General features: G+C 51.6%; 13 protein-coding genes and 1 pseudogene. 1 reads left to right on the top strand and 13 read right to left on the bottom strand.

All coding sequences use genetic code 11. The features are described from left to right. Window positions 1-2: 2 nt before the first annotated feature. The 13 genes and pseudogenes from ABID13_RS16310 to ABID13_RS16370 all read right to left on the bottom strand — a co-directional run bounded on the left by ABID13_RS16310 (window position 3) and on the right by ABID13_RS16370 (window position 13,873). Entirely contained in the window at window positions 3-1,499 is a 1,497-nt protein-coding gene (locus ABID13_RS16310; protein WP_007863265.1) for a tripartite tricarboxylate transporter permease, read from the bottom strand. A 13-nt stretch (window positions 1,500-1,512) separates the two neighbouring features. Continuing rightward, a complete protein-coding gene (locus ABID13_RS16315; protein ID WP_007863267.1) occupies window positions 1,513-2,040 on the bottom strand; it encodes a tripartite tricarboxylate transporter TctB family protein in 528 nt (175 codons plus the stop codon). Window positions 2,041-2,134: 94 nt separating this feature from the next. Next, window positions 2,135-3,172 carry a tripartite tricarboxylate transporter substrate binding protein gene (locus ABID13_RS16320; RefSeq protein WP_007863269.1) on the bottom strand — a complete coding sequence of 346 codons (1,038 nt, stop codon included), beginning with the start codon at window positions 3,170-3,172 and terminating at the stop codon, window positions 2,135-2,137. Between the two features lie 511 nt (window positions 3,173-3,683). Next, window positions 3,684-4,568, bottom strand: coding sequence for a site-specific tyrosine recombinase XerD (gene xerD, locus ABID13_RS16325; RefSeq protein ID WP_045091790.1), 885 nt, complete (start codon window positions 4,566-4,568; stop codon window positions 3,684-3,686). Between the two features lie 318 nt (window positions 4,569-4,886). Then, window positions 4,887-6,194 carry an esterase/lipase family protein gene (locus tag ABID13_RS16330; RefSeq protein WP_242849234.1) on the bottom strand — a complete coding sequence of 436 codons (1,308 nt, stop codon included), beginning with the start codon at window positions 6,192-6,194 and terminating at the stop codon, window positions 4,887-4,889. Window positions 6,195-6,251: 57 nt separating this feature from the next. Continuing rightward, window positions 6,252-6,824 (bottom strand): annotated as a pseudogene (locus tag ABID13_RS16335) (EamA family transporter); the annotation flags it as partial. 1 nt (window position 6,825) lies between these two features. Further along, window positions 6,826-7,368, bottom strand: a complete 543-nt coding sequence (locus ABID13_RS16340; RefSeq protein ID WP_007863279.1) for a hypothetical protein — start codon at window positions 7,366-7,368, stop codon at window positions 6,826-6,828. A gap of 85 nt (window positions 7,369-7,453) precedes the next feature. Further along, the gene (locus tag ABID13_RS16345) at window positions 7,454-8,044 is read right to left on the bottom strand and encodes an NUDIX hydrolase (protein ID WP_007863280.1); all 591 of its coding nucleotides are present in this window, start codon (window positions 8,042-8,044) and stop codon (window positions 7,454-7,456) included. A gap of 48 nt (window positions 8,045-8,092) precedes the next feature. Further along, window positions 8,093-8,890 (bottom strand): pyrroline-5-carboxylate reductase, encoded by a 798-nt coding sequence (gene proC, locus ABID13_RS16350; protein WP_048929521.1) that lies wholly within the window; start codon window positions 8,888-8,890, stop codon window positions 8,093-8,095. Between the two features lie 182 nt (window positions 8,891-9,072). Then, complete coding sequence (locus ABID13_RS16355) at window positions 9,073-10,341, bottom strand: diaminopimelate decarboxylase (RefSeq protein ID WP_048929522.1); 1,269 nt, start codon at window positions 10,339-10,341, stop codon at window positions 9,073-9,075. Between the two features lie 116 nt (window positions 10,342-10,457). Further along, a complete protein-coding gene (gene pyk, locus ABID13_RS16360; protein ID WP_007863283.1) occupies window positions 10,458-11,894 on the bottom strand; it encodes a pyruvate kinase in 1,437 nt (478 codons plus the stop codon). Window positions 11,895-12,057: 163 nt separating this feature from the next. Further along, window positions 12,058-12,909: a rhomboid family intramembrane serine protease gene (locus tag ABID13_RS16365; RefSeq protein ID WP_007863284.1), complete on the bottom strand. Its 852-nt coding sequence runs from the start codon at window positions 12,907-12,909 to the stop codon at window positions 12,058-12,060. A 22-nt stretch (window positions 12,910-12,931) separates the two neighbouring features. Continuing rightward, a complete protein-coding gene (locus ABID13_RS16370; protein ID WP_007863286.1) occupies window positions 12,932-13,873 on the bottom strand; it encodes a magnesium transporter CorA family protein in 942 nt (313 codons plus the stop codon). 336 nt (window positions 13,874-14,209) lie between these two features. On the opposite strand from ABID13_RS16370, the gene ABID13_RS16375 reads away from it, so the two are divergent. Continuing rightward, window positions 14,210-18,529, top strand: coding sequence for a 2-hydroxyacyl-CoA dehydratase (locus ABID13_RS16375; protein WP_048929523.1), 4,320 nt, complete (start codon window positions 14,210-14,212; stop codon window positions 18,527-18,529). Window positions 18,530-18,640 lie beyond the last annotated feature (111 nt).

Consider the following 18,640-nt stretch of genomic DNA (forward strand, 5'->3'; position numbering starts at 1 on the left):
ATTCATGAATTTATTTTCGTCTTCTGCCGGGTGCGGATCGTGCGCACGATCTGAATGATGAGCAGTAAAATAGTGAGCACAAGTACTGTTCCGGAGATCGGACGGGTAAAAAAGTTAAAAAATGTTCCATAGCTGGACATCATGCCCCTGCGGAAATTAAGTTCAATAATGGGGCCCAGTACAAATCCCAGCACAATGGGTGCAGGAGGGAACTCAAACCAGCTCAGCCCATATCCCACAATGGCAAAAAACAGAATGGACCATACGTCAAAGATGCGGTTGTTCATGGCAAATGCCCCAATGCTGGCCAGGACCATCACAACTGGAAGCAATATGTTCTTTGGAATGGAAAGCAGTTTCAGGAATACAGGCAGGCCGTAGATCTGGATCAGGAGCATCATGATGTTTGCCACGATCAGGATCGCAAACATTGCATAGATCACATCGGAATACGTGTCAAAAAGCAGCGGACCCGGCGTGATGCCCTTGAGCATAAAGGCGGCCAGCAGCATGGTGGTGCCTGCGTCCCCGGGGATTCCCATGGTCAGAAGGGGGATCAGCGCTCCTCCGGACACCGCGTTGTTGGCAGTCTCCGATGCGATCAGACCGTCAATACAGCCCGTCCCATAGCGCTCCGGATGCTTGGACATTTTCTTGGATACGGAATAAGCGATCAGGTTGGAAATGGCTGCCCCCAGACCTGGAAGGATCCCGATCCCCACCCCCAGCAGGGAGGACACGGTAAAATTCTTAAACTGTTCCCTAAACTCCTTCCATGTGACTCCCAGCCCCTTTGACTTATAATTCAGGGGCTTCATGTCTCCCTGGTCGGAGGCTGCAGCCACCTTCAGCACTTCGGCCACTGCATAGATGCCGATCATCAGGGGAAGCAGCTTCAGGCCGCCGTCCAGGCTGGTCAGCCCAAAGGTGTATCGCCGCACCGTGTCCACGGGAGCCATTCCTATGGTGGTGAACATGACTCCGATAAGTGCGCTGACCAATCCCTTTACAATGGATTTGCCTGAAAGGCTGGAGATCAAAAGCAGGGACAAAACCGCAATGGAGAAATATTCCTCATAACTGAATTTAAGCGCCCACTTGGCCAGTATGGGAGAGATCAAAAACAGCGCCGCCAGGCTGACCATGCCTCCAAGGAACGAATACAGGGTGCCCACGCGGATAGCCCGGCCTCCCTCTCCCCGAAGTGCCATGGGATGACCGTCAAAGGTGGTGGCCACAGAGGCCGGCGTACCAGGTATATTAATGAGGATGGCCGTGATCAGGCCCCCGGAAATGCTGCCTATGTAAATCCCCAAAAGCAGGGACATGCCATTGACGATCCCCATGCTATAGGTAAGGGGCAGCGCCAGGGCAATTCCCATGGAGGATGTCATACCCGGGCTGGCTCCGAAAAAGATGCCCAGAAATGTGCCCAAAAGTCCAAGGAGCAGGCACAGCGGATTCATAATCTGCGAAAAACCTATGATATAATTTGCCATAATCTCCTCCCTCTCAGAACCAGCTTGCCTTGGGCAGCATCAGTGAAAATCCTTTGTAAAACAGATAGTAAATCCCTGCTGAGAGCACAGCGGACAGGACCAGATAAAATACAATATCCTTTGCCTTCAGCTTTCGTCCGGCGATCAGCAGCATCTGGCTGAACAGATAAAGAAAGGCCGCAAATGCAAAACCAATCTTATCCAGCAGCCAGCAGAACACGGCAAAGCTGACCAGGACCAGAAGCGTTTTTACAGCCGGTGCAAGCACATGCTTTTCGCGGTCCCGCCCCATCACCCGGTCAGCCATTTCCTCCGCATCCACACTGTCTGTTTCCGGCCGCGGCTGCCGAAGATGCATCACGGCTGATACCGCCAGGGACATTGACAGTCCCATGAGGACGACACCGCAGATCTGGGGAAACATCCGCGAACCCACGATCTGGTCAATATAGGTAAGCTTGATGGAAAACGACATTAAAAAATAAATCAGCCCCACCGCAAACAGCACGGCTCCCATGATAATATCTTTGTATTTCTTCATTTTTCCCTCCCAGTGAGACTCCAAAGGACCGCAAAAACGCCCAGGCGCGCTCAAAAGCGATCCCCCCGTCTTCTGTGATACGATGTCAATACTGTTATTTGCTGTAGTGTTCCTCCAGAAGGTCCTGATATTCCACCAGGCGGGTTTTACAATTTTCAAAGTAGGCAGGCATATCGGCAGGAGCAATATAATCCACTCCATACATCACGTCCGCGGCTTCCTTTTGGAAATCAGGATCCTGGCAGATCTGCTCCAGTGCGGAGGAGAACTTTTCAATAATGGCCGGATCCGTATCCTTTGGAAAGAAACAGCCGAAAAACTTGTCAACCACAAAATCCACCCCTTCTTCCTTCATGGTGGGCACGTCCGGATAATCGGGATTATGTTCCTGGTTAAAAAAGGCCAGAATGTGGAAATCCCCGGAAGCCACATAATCCTTTGCAAGCCCCACGGGCGCTTTCATAAAATCAATGTGGTCCCCCATCATGGATGCGATCTGGTCCGATACCGCTCCCGCGTCCACCAGCTGGAAGGAAACGCCGAAATTATCTTCCATCATGGCAATAATGGCAGTGTCATTGGTGGCAAGCTCTGTTCCGAACTTGATGGTGCCCGGGCTGGCCTTTGCAGCATCCGCCAGTTCCGGGACTGAGGCATACTTTTTGCTCAGCAGACAGGTGGTATAGACCTGGAAGGGAATACCCGCACACGCAAAAGCATCGTAATCAAAGTCCGTTGTTCCTGCGATCTTATTGGTGAGGATGGCTTCGTGGGCTACCAGGAATGTGTAGCCGTCCGCCTTTGCATTCTTTACGTCATTGGCCGCTATGCTCCCTGCACCTCCTGTTGTGTTTGTCACAACAAAGGACTGCCCCATATACTTTTCCATATACTTTCCGATCAGGCGGGCCGCCGTGTCAATGCCTCCTCCGGCATTGGCTCCCACAATGATCTGGACCGGTCCCTCAGGCCAGGCAATGTCCTGGGAATCAGCCTCCTTGGCTGCAGAAACCGTGGATGATGCAGGAGCGGCAGAAGCCCCTGTTGTGCCGGAATCAGCAGAGCCGCATGCGGTGAGGCCTCCAATCATCATGCTGAGTGCAAGTGTAAGACATACCATACGTTTTTTCATCGATTATTCTTCCTCCTTTTTCTCTTGGTGGTAAAAAGTAATGTGCGAATTTTCCTATTTTTTAAAATCAGGTCATACGCCCATCCACATAATTGAGATGTTTTTATTATAGCAAGCAGAACTTTTTGTGTAAATAGTATAAAGTATACAAATTTAATCCATATTTTATGGCATAATGTCGGATCTGGCAGGGGGATTTTTAGCTTCTTATTGCCACAAAGGCAATAAGTTTCATTTTTTTGTTATTCCCAACAGTTCCCCTAATCTTTTTTCTGTGGTAAAAACGCAGTAAAATACCCTGGCGGAACTCCCACTCTGCCAGGGTACGCTGTCATATCCTATTCTTTCCCTCTCTTTTGAACCTCCATCCTCAGACCGGTACACTCCTATTGTCTGGTGCTGAAATCCCGGCAGATGTATGGGATCACATCGCCGGATCGTAGGCAAAAAAGGGAACCCCATAGGAGTTCCCTTTTTCTGATACCATTTCCCTGATATCATTACCCTTCTATCATTTTCTCCTCAGCGCCGCCCTGTAGGTCTCCCCCATCGTGCTGCCGGAATATGCCGCATACATCTGTGTGGTGGTGGAATCAGAATGGCCCAGCATTGCCTGTACCGCGCGGATATCCGCTCCCCCGCGGATCAGATGGGCCGCAAAGGAATGGCGCAATGTGTGGGGGGTGATGTCTGCCTCTATTCCGGCCTTCTCCCCATAGTACTTGATGATCTTCCAAAAGCCCTGCCTGCTCATGGCCTTTCCGCTGCAGTTGGTAAAGAGCCACTCGGATTCATTTCCCTTTAAAAGTTCCTTCCTTCCCCGCTCCAGATACACTGCCATGGCCTGCTTGGCATTCTTTCCAAAGGGCACCATGCGCTCCTTCTGCCCGTCCCGGCAGGTGATATAGCCCACCTGCATGTTCAGGTCCTTAAGCCCCAGTCCGATGAGTTCAGATACCCTGATCCCGGTGGCGTACAACAGCTCCAGCATGGCCTTATCACGTATCTCCTTGGCCGATGCGGTCCCCGGCTGTTCCAGTAATGCATTGACCTCGTTGACACTCAGTATCACCGGCGTCTTTTTCTCAATCTTAGGAGCCTTTAAAAGTTCTGCCGGGTCCCGGCGGATCATACCTTCCCTGAACAGATAACTGAAAAAAGCCTTGATAGAGGCCAGTTCCCTTGATATAGTCGTGGTGGCCTTGCCCTCTTTTTCCAAAAAAAGGATATAAGAATTCAGGCTGGTCCTGGTCACCTTGGCAACCTCTGTTATCCCCTTATCCTCCAAGTACGCGGCCAGCTGCATCAGGTCCCGCTGATAGGATATTTCTGTATTCCTGGAAGTTTTCCTCACATCCCGAAGGTAGTTCACAAAACTCTTTATCTCAGATGTCATCTCTTTTTATTACCCCTGCCCATTTCTCACAAAAATCTCTTAAAAACCGTTTGCTGACTATCATTATAGCCACATTTTCCTATAAAATCAAACACATTTTTCCCACTTAGGCCCTCATTTTACGTTACTTAACATAAAACATACTACATGTTGGAAGGGGGAATTTTGGCGTGACAACATGTTGTAAAATCCCAAAAAAACTTTTTTCCTCAACAAGTGGTCCAGGGGCCTAAAATCCCCTGTTTTTCAGCTCTTCCACCAATTTCACATAGAACTCCACCACATCAAATCCCCTGTAATCCTCACGCTTCAGATCAATCATATCGCCATGGGAAATGCCCCTGTGCTTTTGGTTGGTGACAATCCCCCTGAAATCCCCCACATGGCCGACTCCGGGGTCACCAGGCCGTCATTGGCCCCGTCCACTGCCTGGATGAGCAGATAGGGGAACCACAAAAGCGGGTCGCTGAGGAAATCCTTCATCAGCGAAGTATAGCTCTGATAATAGATACCGGGCATATCCGGTACATCCTCATTAAACACACGGCTGGACTCCGTGCTAAACTGGTGGGTAGCCGTGTAGAAATCGGGATGGGAGTCCCCGAACCGGCCGAACCAGTAATCAAAACCCCTGGCTATGGTCCTGTACAGGCCCTCCGGAAGCCTGCATGCATAATCCACAAAGCGGCATCCCCTGTGAGGCGTATTGATGGTGGTCAGGGACGCCACCATAGGCGCTGCCCCCAGCTTTGAGATGGCGAACCGGGAATCCAGCCCGCCCTTTGAATGAGCAATGATATTGACCTTGCCGCAGCCTGTCTCCTCCACGATCTGCTCTATCTTTTTTCGGATATCCCCTGCATTCCAGGCCACTGTGGCAAACGCCTCCTGGTTGCCGTAGTACACCGATGCCCCATACCTTGCAAGTTCCCTTGGGATCCTTCCCCAGTAATTGAAATACCTGAGATCCCTGAATCCAACTCCATGGACCAGAAGAAGGGGGTATTTTGTGCTGCACAGATCCGATTCCGCCCTCACCCGGCGGACCGACTCCTTATAGCACTCAAAATCATATTCCTCATGAACCAGCCTCATGGCGTGGAGCAGCACCAGCAGGTTTACCGCCGGTATCCACATGGCCAGCAGCATAAGGATTCTGGTCCTGAGCCTCAGGCGTTTGGAGGTGAGGAACATGCGCAGTATACCGTTCCAGAGAAGGATAAATAGCATCACGACCGCGTAAATGCCGTTAATCCACAGGACCCGGCTGTCCCCCAGTCTGTCCATAAGCCCAGGGTACAATTTTAAAAAGATCACAGACTGGGCGCAGAAACCGTAGAGAGCAGCATAGCACAGGCTTCTGCCCCCCTCCATGACCGTAATGCGCCAGGATGCAAAGACGTCCTTTTTCCTGGGCAGTATCTGATAGGCCATCCAGATCACCCAGGAAATTCCCGGGATAACGATCAGCGCCGCGTTTCTGGGCAGGCCGCCCATTTCCTCTGTGCCCGGCCACACTCCCTTATACCATGCATAGGCAGACAGGGGAATATTCACGGCAAAGGGAATATAAAACGCAAGAAACAGACGTTTCAGATATGCATGTCCAAATTTTCCACCCTTCATATGTATTTCCTCTCAGTTCCTCCTTTAAACCAGTAAAAGCAAGGTCCCCGCAATCATCAGCGCCAGGCCTGCAGCGGACTTCACAGTCAGCTTTTCTCCCAGGAACAGCCGCTGGATCCCGATTTTTCCTAATATAGCTGTCAGGCTTGCAAATACAGCTGACATGAGGGCTGCCGCCATCCAGCCCTTTCCTCCCCGTCCCTCAGTAACCCCGGGAGTCCGCCGGATCATAAGCATGGTTCCCGTACCCATTAACACCATGCAGAAAAGCTTCATGGCCCCCAGTCCCTCACCTAAGATCACAGCTGCCAGGATCATGGTGATGATGGTACTGGACTTATCAATGGGTGCCACCTTATTCACATCCCCCAGGTACAGGGCCTGAAAATAGAGCAGCCAGGACGCCCCTGTGGCAAGGCCGGAAAGCACCAGGAACAAACATGTCCTGGCACTGATCAAACCTATGGTTTCAATGGATCCTGTAAGAAACACCATGATCCATGAAAATAATAATACAACCCCGGTCCGGATCGCCGTAGCCACATCCGAATCCGTGTCCCTGACCCCGATTTTTGATAAAACCGCCGTAAGGCCGGCAAATAAAGTTGATCCAAAAGCAAATAAAAGCATTTTATAATAGTCCTGTCAGTAAAGGCGATATGTACACTTCCAGAAATGCCCCCGCACCGGCCATGGCGACCAAAAGCATTCCAGGCAGGATATGCAGTTTTTTCTGAAACTGTCCGGACCATCCGGAAAGCACATACCAGATCATAAGGTAGACCAGTCCATGGGGAAGCACGGCAAAAAGGAAGGCTGCAATTCCCAAAATTCCCTTTTGCATGGTGAGCACGGACATCACAACGGCCAGGGACATGCCCGCGTAAAAGGTGAGAAAGCCAAACAGCATCTGGCTGCACACCGTAAGCCCTGCCAGCCACCCTGCCCCTGTCTCAAAGGCCCTCTGCTTCCACACTCCCAGAAACTCCTTTAAGCCGTATTCTCCCCCTATACCAGCCGCTCCGGCCGCCCCAAGGATGCTTCCCTGAACCACCGGCCCGCCAAATGCCAGAGCTGCCGCCGTCCCGCCAAAAATCCCCAGGACAAAGCAGAACAGAAGCCAGTCCTGGTATGTAAGTGTTGCAAGACTCAGTCTCAACCGTCTCATCCCCACAGCATACATCCTCCCTTCCGGAGTGTGTTTTCTTTCATGTTCAAATTAATGTATGCGGGTAAATGGGACAATATGCCATGTCCTCTTACACCATGTCGTCCTTCTTATCCACGGAGCGGTACTTTCTGGCATAGGCCATGACAGCGGCTATGGTTTTCCCGTCCGTAATCTTTCCTGTATAGATCATTTCCTCCAGCTCCGCCAGTTCACAGGGAACCACATTGATCACCTCATCCTCGTCCAGGTGCTGATGGGATGGGATCAGGTTGTGGGCCACAAAAATATCAATGGCCTCATCGCAGAATGCCACCGTGGTGGTAAGGCTCATAAGATACTCCAGCTTTTCTTTGGACTCCACCCTAAATCCTGTCTCCTCCTCCAGCTCCCTGAAGGCGCACTCCACCTTTGGCTCATCCGGGGCATCCAGCTTTCCCGCTGGTATCTCCAGGGTAAAGCGGTTCAGCGCATTCCTGTACTGGCGCACCATCAGTATCTTTCCGTCATCTGCAACAGGCAGCACTGCGGCAGCGCCGTCATGGTGGATGAAATCCCACTTTGCCTCATGGCCATTGGCAAGGACCGTATCCTCATACATTTTCAGGATATTGCCCTCATATTTCAGTTCCCTGCCCAGGCGCACCACCGGCATTCCCTCATTTTCAACTTTGCGTTCCATCTTTCTTAACCCTTTCCTGATTTTTATTTGTCCATACTGTTTTAAATCCTATTTCATCCTCTGGGTCTTGTCATAGCAGGCATCCGCCGCCTGGATCACAGAACTTCTGAACCCATGTTCCTCCAGGGCGGAAACCCCAGCAATGGTGGTGCCTCCCGGTGAACACACCTCATCCTTTAACTGGCCTGGATGCCTTCCTGTTTCCAGCACCATCTTTGCGCTTCCCATCACGGTCTGTGCAGCCATGGCATAGGCGGTCTTTCTGGGAAGCCCGTACTTTACTCCGCTGTCGGCCAGGGCTTCGATAAACATATACACAAACGCAGGGGAACTTCCGCTGACACAGCCCACCGCGTCCATCAGCCGTTCCTCCACCAGCTCCATGCGGCCGCAGGAAGAAAAGATAAGCCCGATCTCCCGCTTCTCCTCCTCATCATAGGCGGCTGCCTCATATGCCACCCCTGTCATCCCCTCGCCCAGCATGGCGGGAGTGTTGGGCATGGCCCGGACCACCCTCACGCCGCCTCCCAGCCTGGTCCTGATATTTTCTATGGAAATCCCGGGAGCCAGAGAAATGATCACCTGCTCCGGTCCCACCACATCCCTGATCTCCTCAAATACAATGTCAAAATACTGGGGTTTCACGGCCAGGATCAGGTATTTTACCTGCCCGGCACACTCCCGGTTGGATGAGGCATGCTTTACCTTTGTCTCAGCCGTAACCTTCTCCATCTTTTCCCTGTGTGCGGCTGTAAAAATCATATCCCCGGGCTGATATACCTTGAGAAGCCCGTTTAAAATGGCGCTTCCCATATTTCCCATTCCAATAAAGCCGATCTTAGCCATAATCCTTTTCTCCTTTTCCTTATTGTGTACTCTAGGAGACTCCGAGAGTACACTATTTTTCCCGTACCAGCACCCTCTGATGCCGCTTAACGAAAAATGATACGGATACCTGTACGAAACTGCCAAAAAGCCCCGGCAGGCCGCATGTTTGCGGCCCGCCAGGGACATTAAGTATTTATCCGTCAATCAACACATTTCAGTATATCACAAAAATCAAAGGTAGCAAAGTAATCTTCGGGAGTTTCCGCACGGCGGATCATTTCCACGGAACCGTCCTCTTTTAGCAGCAGCTCGGCCGACTTTAATTTGCCGTTGTAATTATACCCCATGGCAAATCCATGGGCGCCCGCGTCATGGATAAACAGCAGGTCGCCCTTCTCAATCTCCGGAAGGCTGCGGTCAATGGCAAACTTGTCATTGTTCTCACACAGGGATCCCACCACATCATACACGTGGTCACAGGGAGCTTCCTCTTTGCCCATGACCGTAATATGGTGATATGCACCATACATGGCAGGCCGCATAAGATTGACCGCGCAGGCGTCCACGCCCACGTACTCCTTGTGGGTATGCTTTTCGTGTATGGCCTTGGTGACCAGAGCGCCGTACGGACCCATCATAAAGCGTCCCAGCTCCGTGCACACTGCCACATCATCCATGCCTGCCTGTACCAGAACCTCCTCATAGACCTTCCTCACCCCGTCACCAATGGCCAGGATGTCGTTGGGCTCCTGGTCCGGACGGTAAGGAATGCCGATGCCTCCGGAAAGGTTTATAAATGATACATGCGCCCCTGTCTCCTCTTTCAGATCCACTGCCAGCTCAAAGAGGATCTTTGCCAGCATGGGGTAATACTCATTGGTCACCGTATTGCTGGCCAAAAAGGCATGAATGCCGAAATGCTTTGCCCCCTTTGCCTTAAGGGTCTTAAATGCCTGGAACATCTGATCCCTGGTCATTCCGTACTTGGAATCCCCGGGATTGTCCATAATGTCATTGCTCACCTTAAAGACCCCGCCCGGATTGTAGCGGCAGCTGATGGTTTCCGGTATATATCCCAAGGTCTGCTCCAGGCATTCAATATGGGTGATATCGTCCAGGTTTATGATGGCTCCCATCTTCTGAGCATAGGCAAACTCCTCAGGAGGTGTATCATTGGATGAAAACATGATATCATGGCCTGTAAACCCGCAGGCCTTTGACATCATAAGTTCGGTCATGGACGAGCAGTCCGTGCCGCATCCCATGTCCTTTAAAATATTCAGTAAAAATGGATTGGGGGTTGCCTTTACTGCAAAGTACTCCTTATATCCCTTGTTCCATGAAAATGCCTGTTTTAATTTAGCCGCGTTCTCCCTGATTCCCTTTTCATCATAAAGATAGAAGGGGGTTGGGTATGTTTTTTCAATCTCTCTCAGCTGTTCAAGTGTTGCAAATGGTCTCTTCTCCACTACTCTAACTCCTTTCTCTTAAAGAACAGTAAAACGCAAAAAGTCTGTCAGGAAGCACAATAATCCTTGCGCATTATTGTACCCCCAGTCAGACTCCTTTGTCCAGTATTATTTGATTACTCGATATTAATAACTCTCATAATATTGGTCTGTGTGGCTGCCTCATGCCTTCTTGCGTATGTCACCACACCTGCGGTGATGACCGCCAGTTCCCCAACCGTCACAAAACCTCTGTTTTTAAGCTCTTCCACGGAGCTCTCGATCAGTTCGTCCGTTGACTCCGCCCGGCGTGACCATACCGGGACAACGCCCCACTGCAGCTGCATCTGGCGCACGGTTGCCATGCTTGGAGACATGCCGATGATCCTTGCCCCGGGTCTCCATTTGGAAAGCATCTGAGTGGTAAATCCTGTAATGCTGGGAGCAATGATCACATCCGCTTCCAGGTCATGGGCAGTGGACACAGAGGCAAAGCACACGGCATTGGAAACATTCTTCATGTTCTGCTCTGTGACCTTTCTCTGGCGGTATCCCGCATAGTCCAGATGGGACTCTGTCTCCTGGGTGATGGAAACCATCATCTTCAGCGCCTCGATGGGATACCTGCCCATGGCTGTCTCTCCGGAGAGCATTACCGCATCGGTGCCGTCATATACCGCATTGGCCACATCCGTCACCTCAGCCCTGGTAGGCCTTGGATTGCGGATCATGGAGTCCAGCATCTGGGTGGCGGTGATAACGATCTTACATGCCTCATTGCACTTGCGGATGATCTTCTTCTGGATATGGGGTACCTTCTCAGCCGGGATCTCCACGCCCATATCGCCTCGGGCCACCATGATACCGTCAGCCGCCTCAATAATGGCGTCCAGGTTCTCGATCCCCTCCGCGTTCTCAATCTTCGCAATAACCTTCATGCTGGAACCCTGTTCCTCCAGCATTTCCTTAATCTCCCGGATACAATCCGCGGTACGGACAAAGGAAGCCGCAATAAAGTCAAAGCCATGCTTGATGCCAAAGCGGATATCCTCCTTATCCTTGTCTGTCAGGGCCGGAAGCTTGATCTTTACATTGGGCACATTCACGCCCTTCTTCTCTCCCAGCTCTCCGCCGTTGACAACCGTACAGATGATGTCGGTGTCCTTAACCTCCACCACGTCCATCTCAATCAGGCCATCGTCAATCAGGATCTTGTTGCCGGGAGCCACATCGGAATTAAGCCCGCTGTAGTTGATGTAACCGATGGTATCATCTCCCGTCACTTCACGGGTGGTCAGGGTATAGGTCTGGCCTTCCTTCAGCGTTACCTTTTTTCCGTCCTTCAGCTGGCCGGTGCGGATCTCCGGTCCTTTTGTATCCAAAAGCGCTGCAACCGGAATATCCAGCTCCTTGCGCACATCCTTTAACAGCTCCAGGCGTCCCTGATGCTCCTCATAATCCCCGTGGGAAAAGTTAAAACGCGCCACATCCATGCCGTTTTTTGCAAGTTCCATCATTATGTTCTTGTCGCTGGTATTGGGGCCCATGGTACAGATAATCTTGGTTTTCTTCATTGTCAGTCCTCCATAAACTTCGTACAGTGTGATATTTGGTTCGTGATACCTTGTTCGTGATATTTGGTTCGTGATATTTAATGCATCCTATTTGAAAGATGGTGAAAATACCGGAATAGATAGTGGGGTATAACGGAGGTCCGCAGTGGGTGCCTGTGGTCCGTTAGCTGGGGGGATCCGATTTTTTCACGTGCTGATGTGTATATAAATGATCCATGCAGTACTCATAGCTGCCTTCACATTTTGAACAATAGCGGAACTCCATGCCCGGGCTGTCCTTGTCCGTACGTCCGCATACCGCGCACTTATGACCTGTCTTGGCAGCTGTCATGGGCTTGATCTTTTTCTGGAACTCTTTCTGGCGTTTCTTCTGCTTATAGCTTGTTTCACCTGCCACCACCATCCATCCAAAGAAGATGAACATGTGCAGGATACATACAAAGATCTCCACCTTTGTGAAAATGCCGCCCTTGTAAAAATCGTACACATAGATCACGGCCTCTGCCACGGCGATCCATTTGGCCTTCAGGGGCAGGACCATCATCAGAAGGATCTGGGACTCCGGGAACATAAGGGCAAACACAAAGAAGAAGGAGTATACCAGGTGGATGGGTGTGAGCATCAGCGGGAAACCAGAAAGCAGGTACACCACCAGGGAGGCGATCACGTTCAGCAGCACGCCCAGTATGATATAGCAGTTAAAACGGAACTTTCCCCACACCTGCTCTACGATCATGCCGAAGGTACGGATACAGTAAAGGGCCAGGGCATTAAACAGGATAAATCCCATGGTACTGCCCCCGGTAAATGCAGGTGGGAACACAAGAAATGTAAAAATTCTCCATATTTGTCCCTGCATAATGGCCGCAGGGTTCAGCGTCAGGTAATTAAACAGAAACTGCGGTGCAATCAGGTACAGCACAATACCCAGCGCCTGGAGCGCGCACACATAGTTGATGATGCCTCCAATGGCATACCTGCTTAATTTCTGTTCAAGCTTCTTTAGAAATTTCATTAACGACTCCTTCTTTATGATATCAGAACAAATCCTTCTTATTAAAAATATAAGCTACCAGCAGTGACAGAGCCAGGGCAAATCCCAGGACAATGACGAATCCGTATGGATGGGTCGCAAAGGGCATGCCTCTGGAATTGACATTCATACCGTAGAAGCTGGCCACCATGGTGGGGATGGACATGACAATGGTCACGGTTGCCAGAAACTTCATCACAATATTCAGGTTGTTGGAAATAACAGAGGCAAACGCATCCATGGTTCCGCTGAGGATACCGCTATAGATATTGGCCATCTCAATGGCCTGTTTGTTTTCCACGATAACGTCTTCCAGCAGATCCGTGTCCTCAGGATACTTCTTGATCTTCTCAGTTCTGAGAAGTTTTTCCAGCACCACCTCATTGGAACGCAGGGAGGTGGTAAAATATACCAGGGACTTCTCCAGCTCCAAAAGCTCGATCAGCTCCTCGTTCTTCTGGGACTGGTGGAGCTTGCGCTCTATGACCTCACTCTTTTTGTCTATGATCCGGAGGTACTGCAGGTATTGGGTAGCGTTTTTATAAAGGATCTGCAGGATAAACCTGGTCTTCATAAAGGTGTGGAAATCCCTCACCCTTCCGTCCATAAATGACGTGAGCACCGGTGTCTCCTCCAGGCAGACAGTAATCAGCACCTCGTTGGTGGTAATAATAGCCAAAGGAATGGTCACAAACCAGTCCTTGCCGCTGCGCTCCTCAATGGACGGGATATCCACCAGAACCAGGGTGTAATCATCCTCCACCTCAATACGCGAGCGTTCCTCCTCATCCAGAGGCGCCTTTAAGTGGTCCGGGTCAATCTGATATGCATCCGCAATGTCAATGATCTCAGAGGCTGTAGGGTTTGTTAACGCAATCCAGCAGCCAGGCTGCATCTCTTCTTTTTCGTGCATAGCACCGTCTTCGGTCTTAAAAATCCGTATCATGCGAACTCTCCCCCATTTTGAAATTATACGTTCTCATTATAGTGACTGCCCCGCGGTTTGTCAAATAAAATAGCCTGCCATTTTTTATAAACAAAATAATTTTACTAGAATCATGCACAATTTTTGCCATTTCTTCACGATTTTTTAACGCCTGTCCCCAATTGTATTCCTTCCTAATTTATGCTAAACTCTATGGTGAGTATTCGCAGCCTCGTCTGCGGATTGTTGCATAAATCACAGTTTTTTCCATAAAACTGTAATATGATGAACGCAAAACAACTTCACGGTCCTCTGGGCTGTAAGTCACAAAGGAGGTTAGGGTAAAACCCCACGTATATGAGCTTACATACAACTACCCTTACACTTGGAATCGACATTGGTTCCACAACCGTTAAAATAGCATTACTGGATCAGAACTACCATATAGTATTCTCCGATTATGAGCGCCATTATGCCAATATACAGGAAACTCTGGCAGAACTTCTGAAAAAAGCATGCAGGGTAACCGGCCCCACGGACGTTGTCCCCGTCATTACCGGCTCCGGCGGCCTTACGCTGTCATCCCATCTGGATGTTCCCTTTGTCCAGGAAGTGGTGGCTGTGGCCTCCGCCCTTCAGGACTACGCGCCTCACACGGACGTAGCCATTGAGCTTGGCGGGGAAGATGCAAAAATTATATATTTTACCAATGGGATCGACCAGCGGATGAACGGAATCTGTGCAGGAGGCACCGGTTCTTTTATTGACCAGATGGCATCCCTGCTCCAGACAGACGCCGCGGGCCTGGATCAATACGCCAAGCACTACAAGGCCATCTATCCAATTGCGGCCCGGTGCGGCGTATTTGCCAAATCCGATATACAGCCCCTGATCAATGAGGGGGCCACCAGGGAGGACCTGGCGGCTTCCATTTTCCAGGCAGTTGTAAACCAGACCATCAGCGGTCTGGCCTGCGGCAAACCCATCAGGGGGAACGTAGCCTTTTTAGGAGGCCCGCTCCACTTCCTTCCCCAGCTGAGGGAAAGTTTTATCCGCACCCTGCGCCTGACCCCGGAGCAGATCATCGCACCGGACCACTCCCATCTGTTTGCGGCAGTGGGAGCTGCCATGAACCCTCAGGAAGATCAGGTCCCTGTGGCCCTTGATACCATCATCCAACGCCTGTCCTCAGGCATCCAGATGGATATTGAGGTAAAGCGCATGGAGCCCCTGTTTAAGGATCAGGCCGACTATGAAGAATTCTCCTGCCGCCATGCCTGCAACCATGTAAAGTCCGGCGACCTGGCATCCTATGAAGGGAACTGCTATCTGGGCATTGACGCAGGCTCCACCACCACCAAGGTGGCTGTGGTGGCCGAGGACGGAACCCTTTTGTACCGTTTCTACGATAATAATAACGGAAGCCCCCTGGCAACCGCGATCCACGCCCTGAGCGAGATACGTGGCCTGCTCCCTGATACGGCCCATATTGCCTACTCCTGCTCCACAGGATATGGGGAGGCCCTGTTAAAGGCAGCCCTGATGCTGGATGAGGGGGAGGTGGAGACCATCTCCCACTACTATGCCGCCGCGTTCTTTGAGCCGGATGTGGACTGTATCCTGGATATCGGCGGTCAGGACATGAAGTGTATCAAGATTAAGGACGGCACAGTGGACAGTGTACAGCTGAACGAGGCGTGCTCCTCCGGCTGCGGCTCCTTTATTGAGACCTTTGCAAAGAGCCTGAACTACAGTGTGGAGGATTTTGCAAAGGAAGCCTTGTTTGCAAAGAACCCCACGGACCTGGGCACGCGCTGCACCGTGTTCATGAACTCCAACGTAAAACAGGCCCAGAAGGAAGGGGCCACGGTGGCGGATATCTCCGCGGGCCTGGCTTACTCCGTTATCAAGAACGCCCTGTTTAAGGTTATAAAGATCACCAATGCCTCTGACCTGGGAAACCATGTGGTGGTCCAGGGCGGCACCTTTTATAATGACGCGGTGCTCAGAAGCTTTGAGAAAATATCCGGGTGTGAGGCGGTCCGCCCTGACATTGCGGGCATAATGGGCGCATTCGGCGCTGCCCTGATCGCAAAGGAGCGCTTCCACATGAACGGTGAGGAAGCCACTTCCATGCTCCCTCTGGATAAGATCATTTCCCTGAAATATACCACCTCCATGACCAGGTGCAAGGGCTGCAACAACCATTGTGTACTGACCATTAACCAGTTTGGCAGCGGCCGCCGTTTCATTTCCGGGAACCGGTGTGAACGCGGGCTGGGGCTTGAGAAGGCCAAAAAAGAGATTCCCAATCTCTTCGATTATAAATACCACCGCATGTTTGATTACGATCCCCTGCCCTTAGACCAGGCGGACCGCGGCACGGTGGGGATCCCGCGTGTCCTCAACATGTATGAGAATTTCCCCTTCTGGGCCGTATTTTTCCAGAAGCTGCGCTACCATGTGGTGCTTTCCCCCCAGTCCACCAGACAGCTCTATGAACTGGGGATTGAATCCATTCCCAGCGAGTCCGAGTGTTATCCCGCCAAGCTGGTGCACGGCCACATATCCTGGCTGATCAAACAGGGGATCAAGTTTATATTTTATCCATGCATTCCATATGAGCGCAATGAAAGCCCGGATGCAGGCAACCACTACAACTGCCCCATGGTCACCTCCTATGCTGAGAATATCAAAAACAATGTGGAGGCACTGGAGGAGGAGCATGTTTCCTTTGTCAATCCCTTTATGGCATTTACCAATGAGCAGGTGCTCACCGATGCCCTGGTAAAGGAATTCACAAAACGGGGGGAGATCCCCGCTGCTGAGATCAGGATGGCTGCCCACGCGGCCTGGCAGGAACTTCTTGCATCCCGCCTGGACATGGAGAAAAAGGGTGAGGAAACCCTTGCATGGCTGAAGGAGACAGGAAAGCGGGCAGTGGTGCTGGCTGGCCGGCCTTACCATGTGGATCCTGAGATCCACCACGGGATCCCGGAACTGATCACGTCCTATGGGTTCGCGGTACTCACAGAGGACTCCATCTCCCATCTGGGTCAGGTGGAACGGCCCCTGGTGGTGACGGACCAGTGGATGTACCACACGCGCCTCTATGCGGCGGCCAGCTTTGTAAAGACCCAGGAAAACCTGGATCTCATACAACTCAACTCCTTTGGATGCGGACTGGACGCAGTGACCACGGACCAGGTTGCCGAGATACTGACACGCTCCGGCAAGATCTACACCGTGCTGAAGATCGATGAGGTGAACAACCTGGGCGCTGCCAGGATCCGGATCCGCTCCCTGATCGCCGCCTTAAAGGTCCGCGACCAGAAGCACTATGAGCGCAAGGTGGTGTCCAGCGCTTACAACCGTGTGTATTTTACCAAGGAGATGAAGAAGACATATACCCTTCTCTGCCCCCAGATGTCGCCCATCCATTTTGACCTTCTGGAACCGGCTATCCGCTCCTTTGGCTATAAGATCGAGGTACTGCAAAACCATAACCGCAGCGCGGTGGATGTGGGGCTCCAGTATGTGAACAACGATGCCTGCTATCCGTCCCTGATCGTCATCGGACAGATCATGGACGCCCTGCTGTCGGGGAAATACGACCTGGACCACACCGCCGTGCTTATGAGCCAGACAGGCGGCGGCTGCCGCGCATCCAACTATGTGGGATTCATCCGCCGCGCCCTGGAAAAGGCCGGTATGCCTCAGATCCCCGTTGTCTCCGTGAATGCCAACGGCATGGAGACCAACCCCGGCTTTACATTTACAGTCCCTCTGCTCACAAAGGCCATGCAGGCCATTGTGTACGGCGATATCTTCATGCGTGTGCTTTACGCCACACGGCCCTATGAGGCGGAACCGGGCAGCGCCAACGCCCTTCACGAAAAGTGGAAGGTCCGTTGTATCCAGTCTCTGTCCAAACGGAACGCCGCCATGATGGAATTCGGCCGCAACATCCGGGGAATTGTCCGGGATTTTGACAATCTGCCAAGACGTGATGTGAGAAAACCCAAGGTGGGTATTGTGGGTGAGATCCTTGTAAAGTTCTCCCCTCTTGCCAACAACCACATTGTGGAGCTTCTGGAGTCCGAGGGGGCTGAGGCAGTGATGCCCGACCTGATGGATTTCCTATTATACAGTTTCTATAACAGCAACTTTAAGGCAGAGCACCTGGGCACCAAGAAATCTACCGCAAGGCTGTGCAATGCCGGTATCTCCCTGCTGGAGTATTTCCGCAGGACAGCTAAGAAAGAGCTGAAAGCCAGCATGCATTTTACGCCCCCGTCCGCCATCAATGAACTGGCTGAGATGGCCAAGGGCTTTGTGTCCCTGGGCAACCAGACCGGCGAGGGATGGTTCCTCACAGGAGAGATGCTGGAGCTGATCCACAGCGGTGTGAACAATATCATCTGCACCCAGCCCTTTGGCTGTCTGCCCAACCATATTGTGGGCAAAGGCGTGATCAAGGAGCTGCGCCGGCACTACCCTCAGTCCAATATCATTGCCGTGGACTATGACCCGGGCGCCAGCGAGGTGAACCAGCTCAACCGTATCAAACTCATGCTTTCCACTGCCCAGAAAAACCTAAAGCAGGAAAAACCGGCTGAACCCCAGCCTGTGAAAAAGCGGCACGCCCCCAAGGCAAAGACGCTGCAGACAGCGTAAGGGGCGGAGGTATCAAGAACGGACTGCTTGATCACAGACGGCAGAACTGACAGAATATAATACATAACAGACAGGCTGCATCCCCGCTGAGCGGAGGATGCAGCCTGTCTG

The sequence above is a fragment of the Enterocloster citroniae genome, from assembly GCF_040545455.1.
GTDB lineage: Bacteria > Bacillota > Clostridia > Lachnospirales > Lachnospiraceae > Enterocloster > Enterocloster citroniae.

Coding starts and splice junctions, on each gene's coding strand:
- ABID13_RS16310 (WP_007863265.1), bottom strand. CDS start 1,499: ATGGCAAATTATATCATAGGTTTTTCGCAGATTATGAATCCGCTGTGC.
- ABID13_RS16315 (WP_007863267.1), bottom strand. CDS start 2,040: ATGAAGAAATACAAAGATATTATCATGGGAGCCGTGCTGTTTGCGGTG.
- ABID13_RS16320 (WP_007863269.1), bottom strand. CDS start 3,172: ATGAAAAAACGTATGGTATGTCTTACACTTGCACTCAGCATGATGATT.
- xerD (WP_045091790.1), bottom strand. CDS start 4,568: ATGACATCTGAGATAAAGAGTTTTGTGAACTACCTTCGGGATGTGAGG.
- ABID13_RS16330 (WP_242849234.1), bottom strand. CDS start 6,194: ATGAAGGGTGGAAAATTTGGACATGCATATCTGAAACGTCTGTTTCTT.
- ABID13_RS16345 (WP_007863280.1), bottom strand. CDS start 8,044: ATGGAACGCAAAGTTGAAAATGAGGGAATGCCGGTGGTGCGCCTGGGC.
- proC (WP_048929521.1), bottom strand. CDS start 8,890: ATGGCTAAGATCGGCTTTATTGGAATGGGAAATATGGGAAGCGCCATT.
- pyk (WP_007863283.1), bottom strand. CDS start 11,894: ATGAAGAAAACCAAGATTATCTGTACCATGGGCCCCAATACCAGCGAC.
- ABID13_RS16365 (WP_007863284.1), bottom strand. CDS start 12,909: ATGAAATTTCTAAAGAAGCTTGAACAGAAATTAAGCAGGTATGCCATT.
- ABID13_RS16370 (WP_007863286.1), bottom strand. CDS start 13,873: ATGATACGGATTTTTAAGACCGAAGACGGTGCTATGCACGAAAAAGAA.
- ABID13_RS16375 (WP_048929523.1), top strand. CDS start 14,210: ATGAGCTTACATACAACTACCCTTACACTTGGAATCGACATTGGTTCC.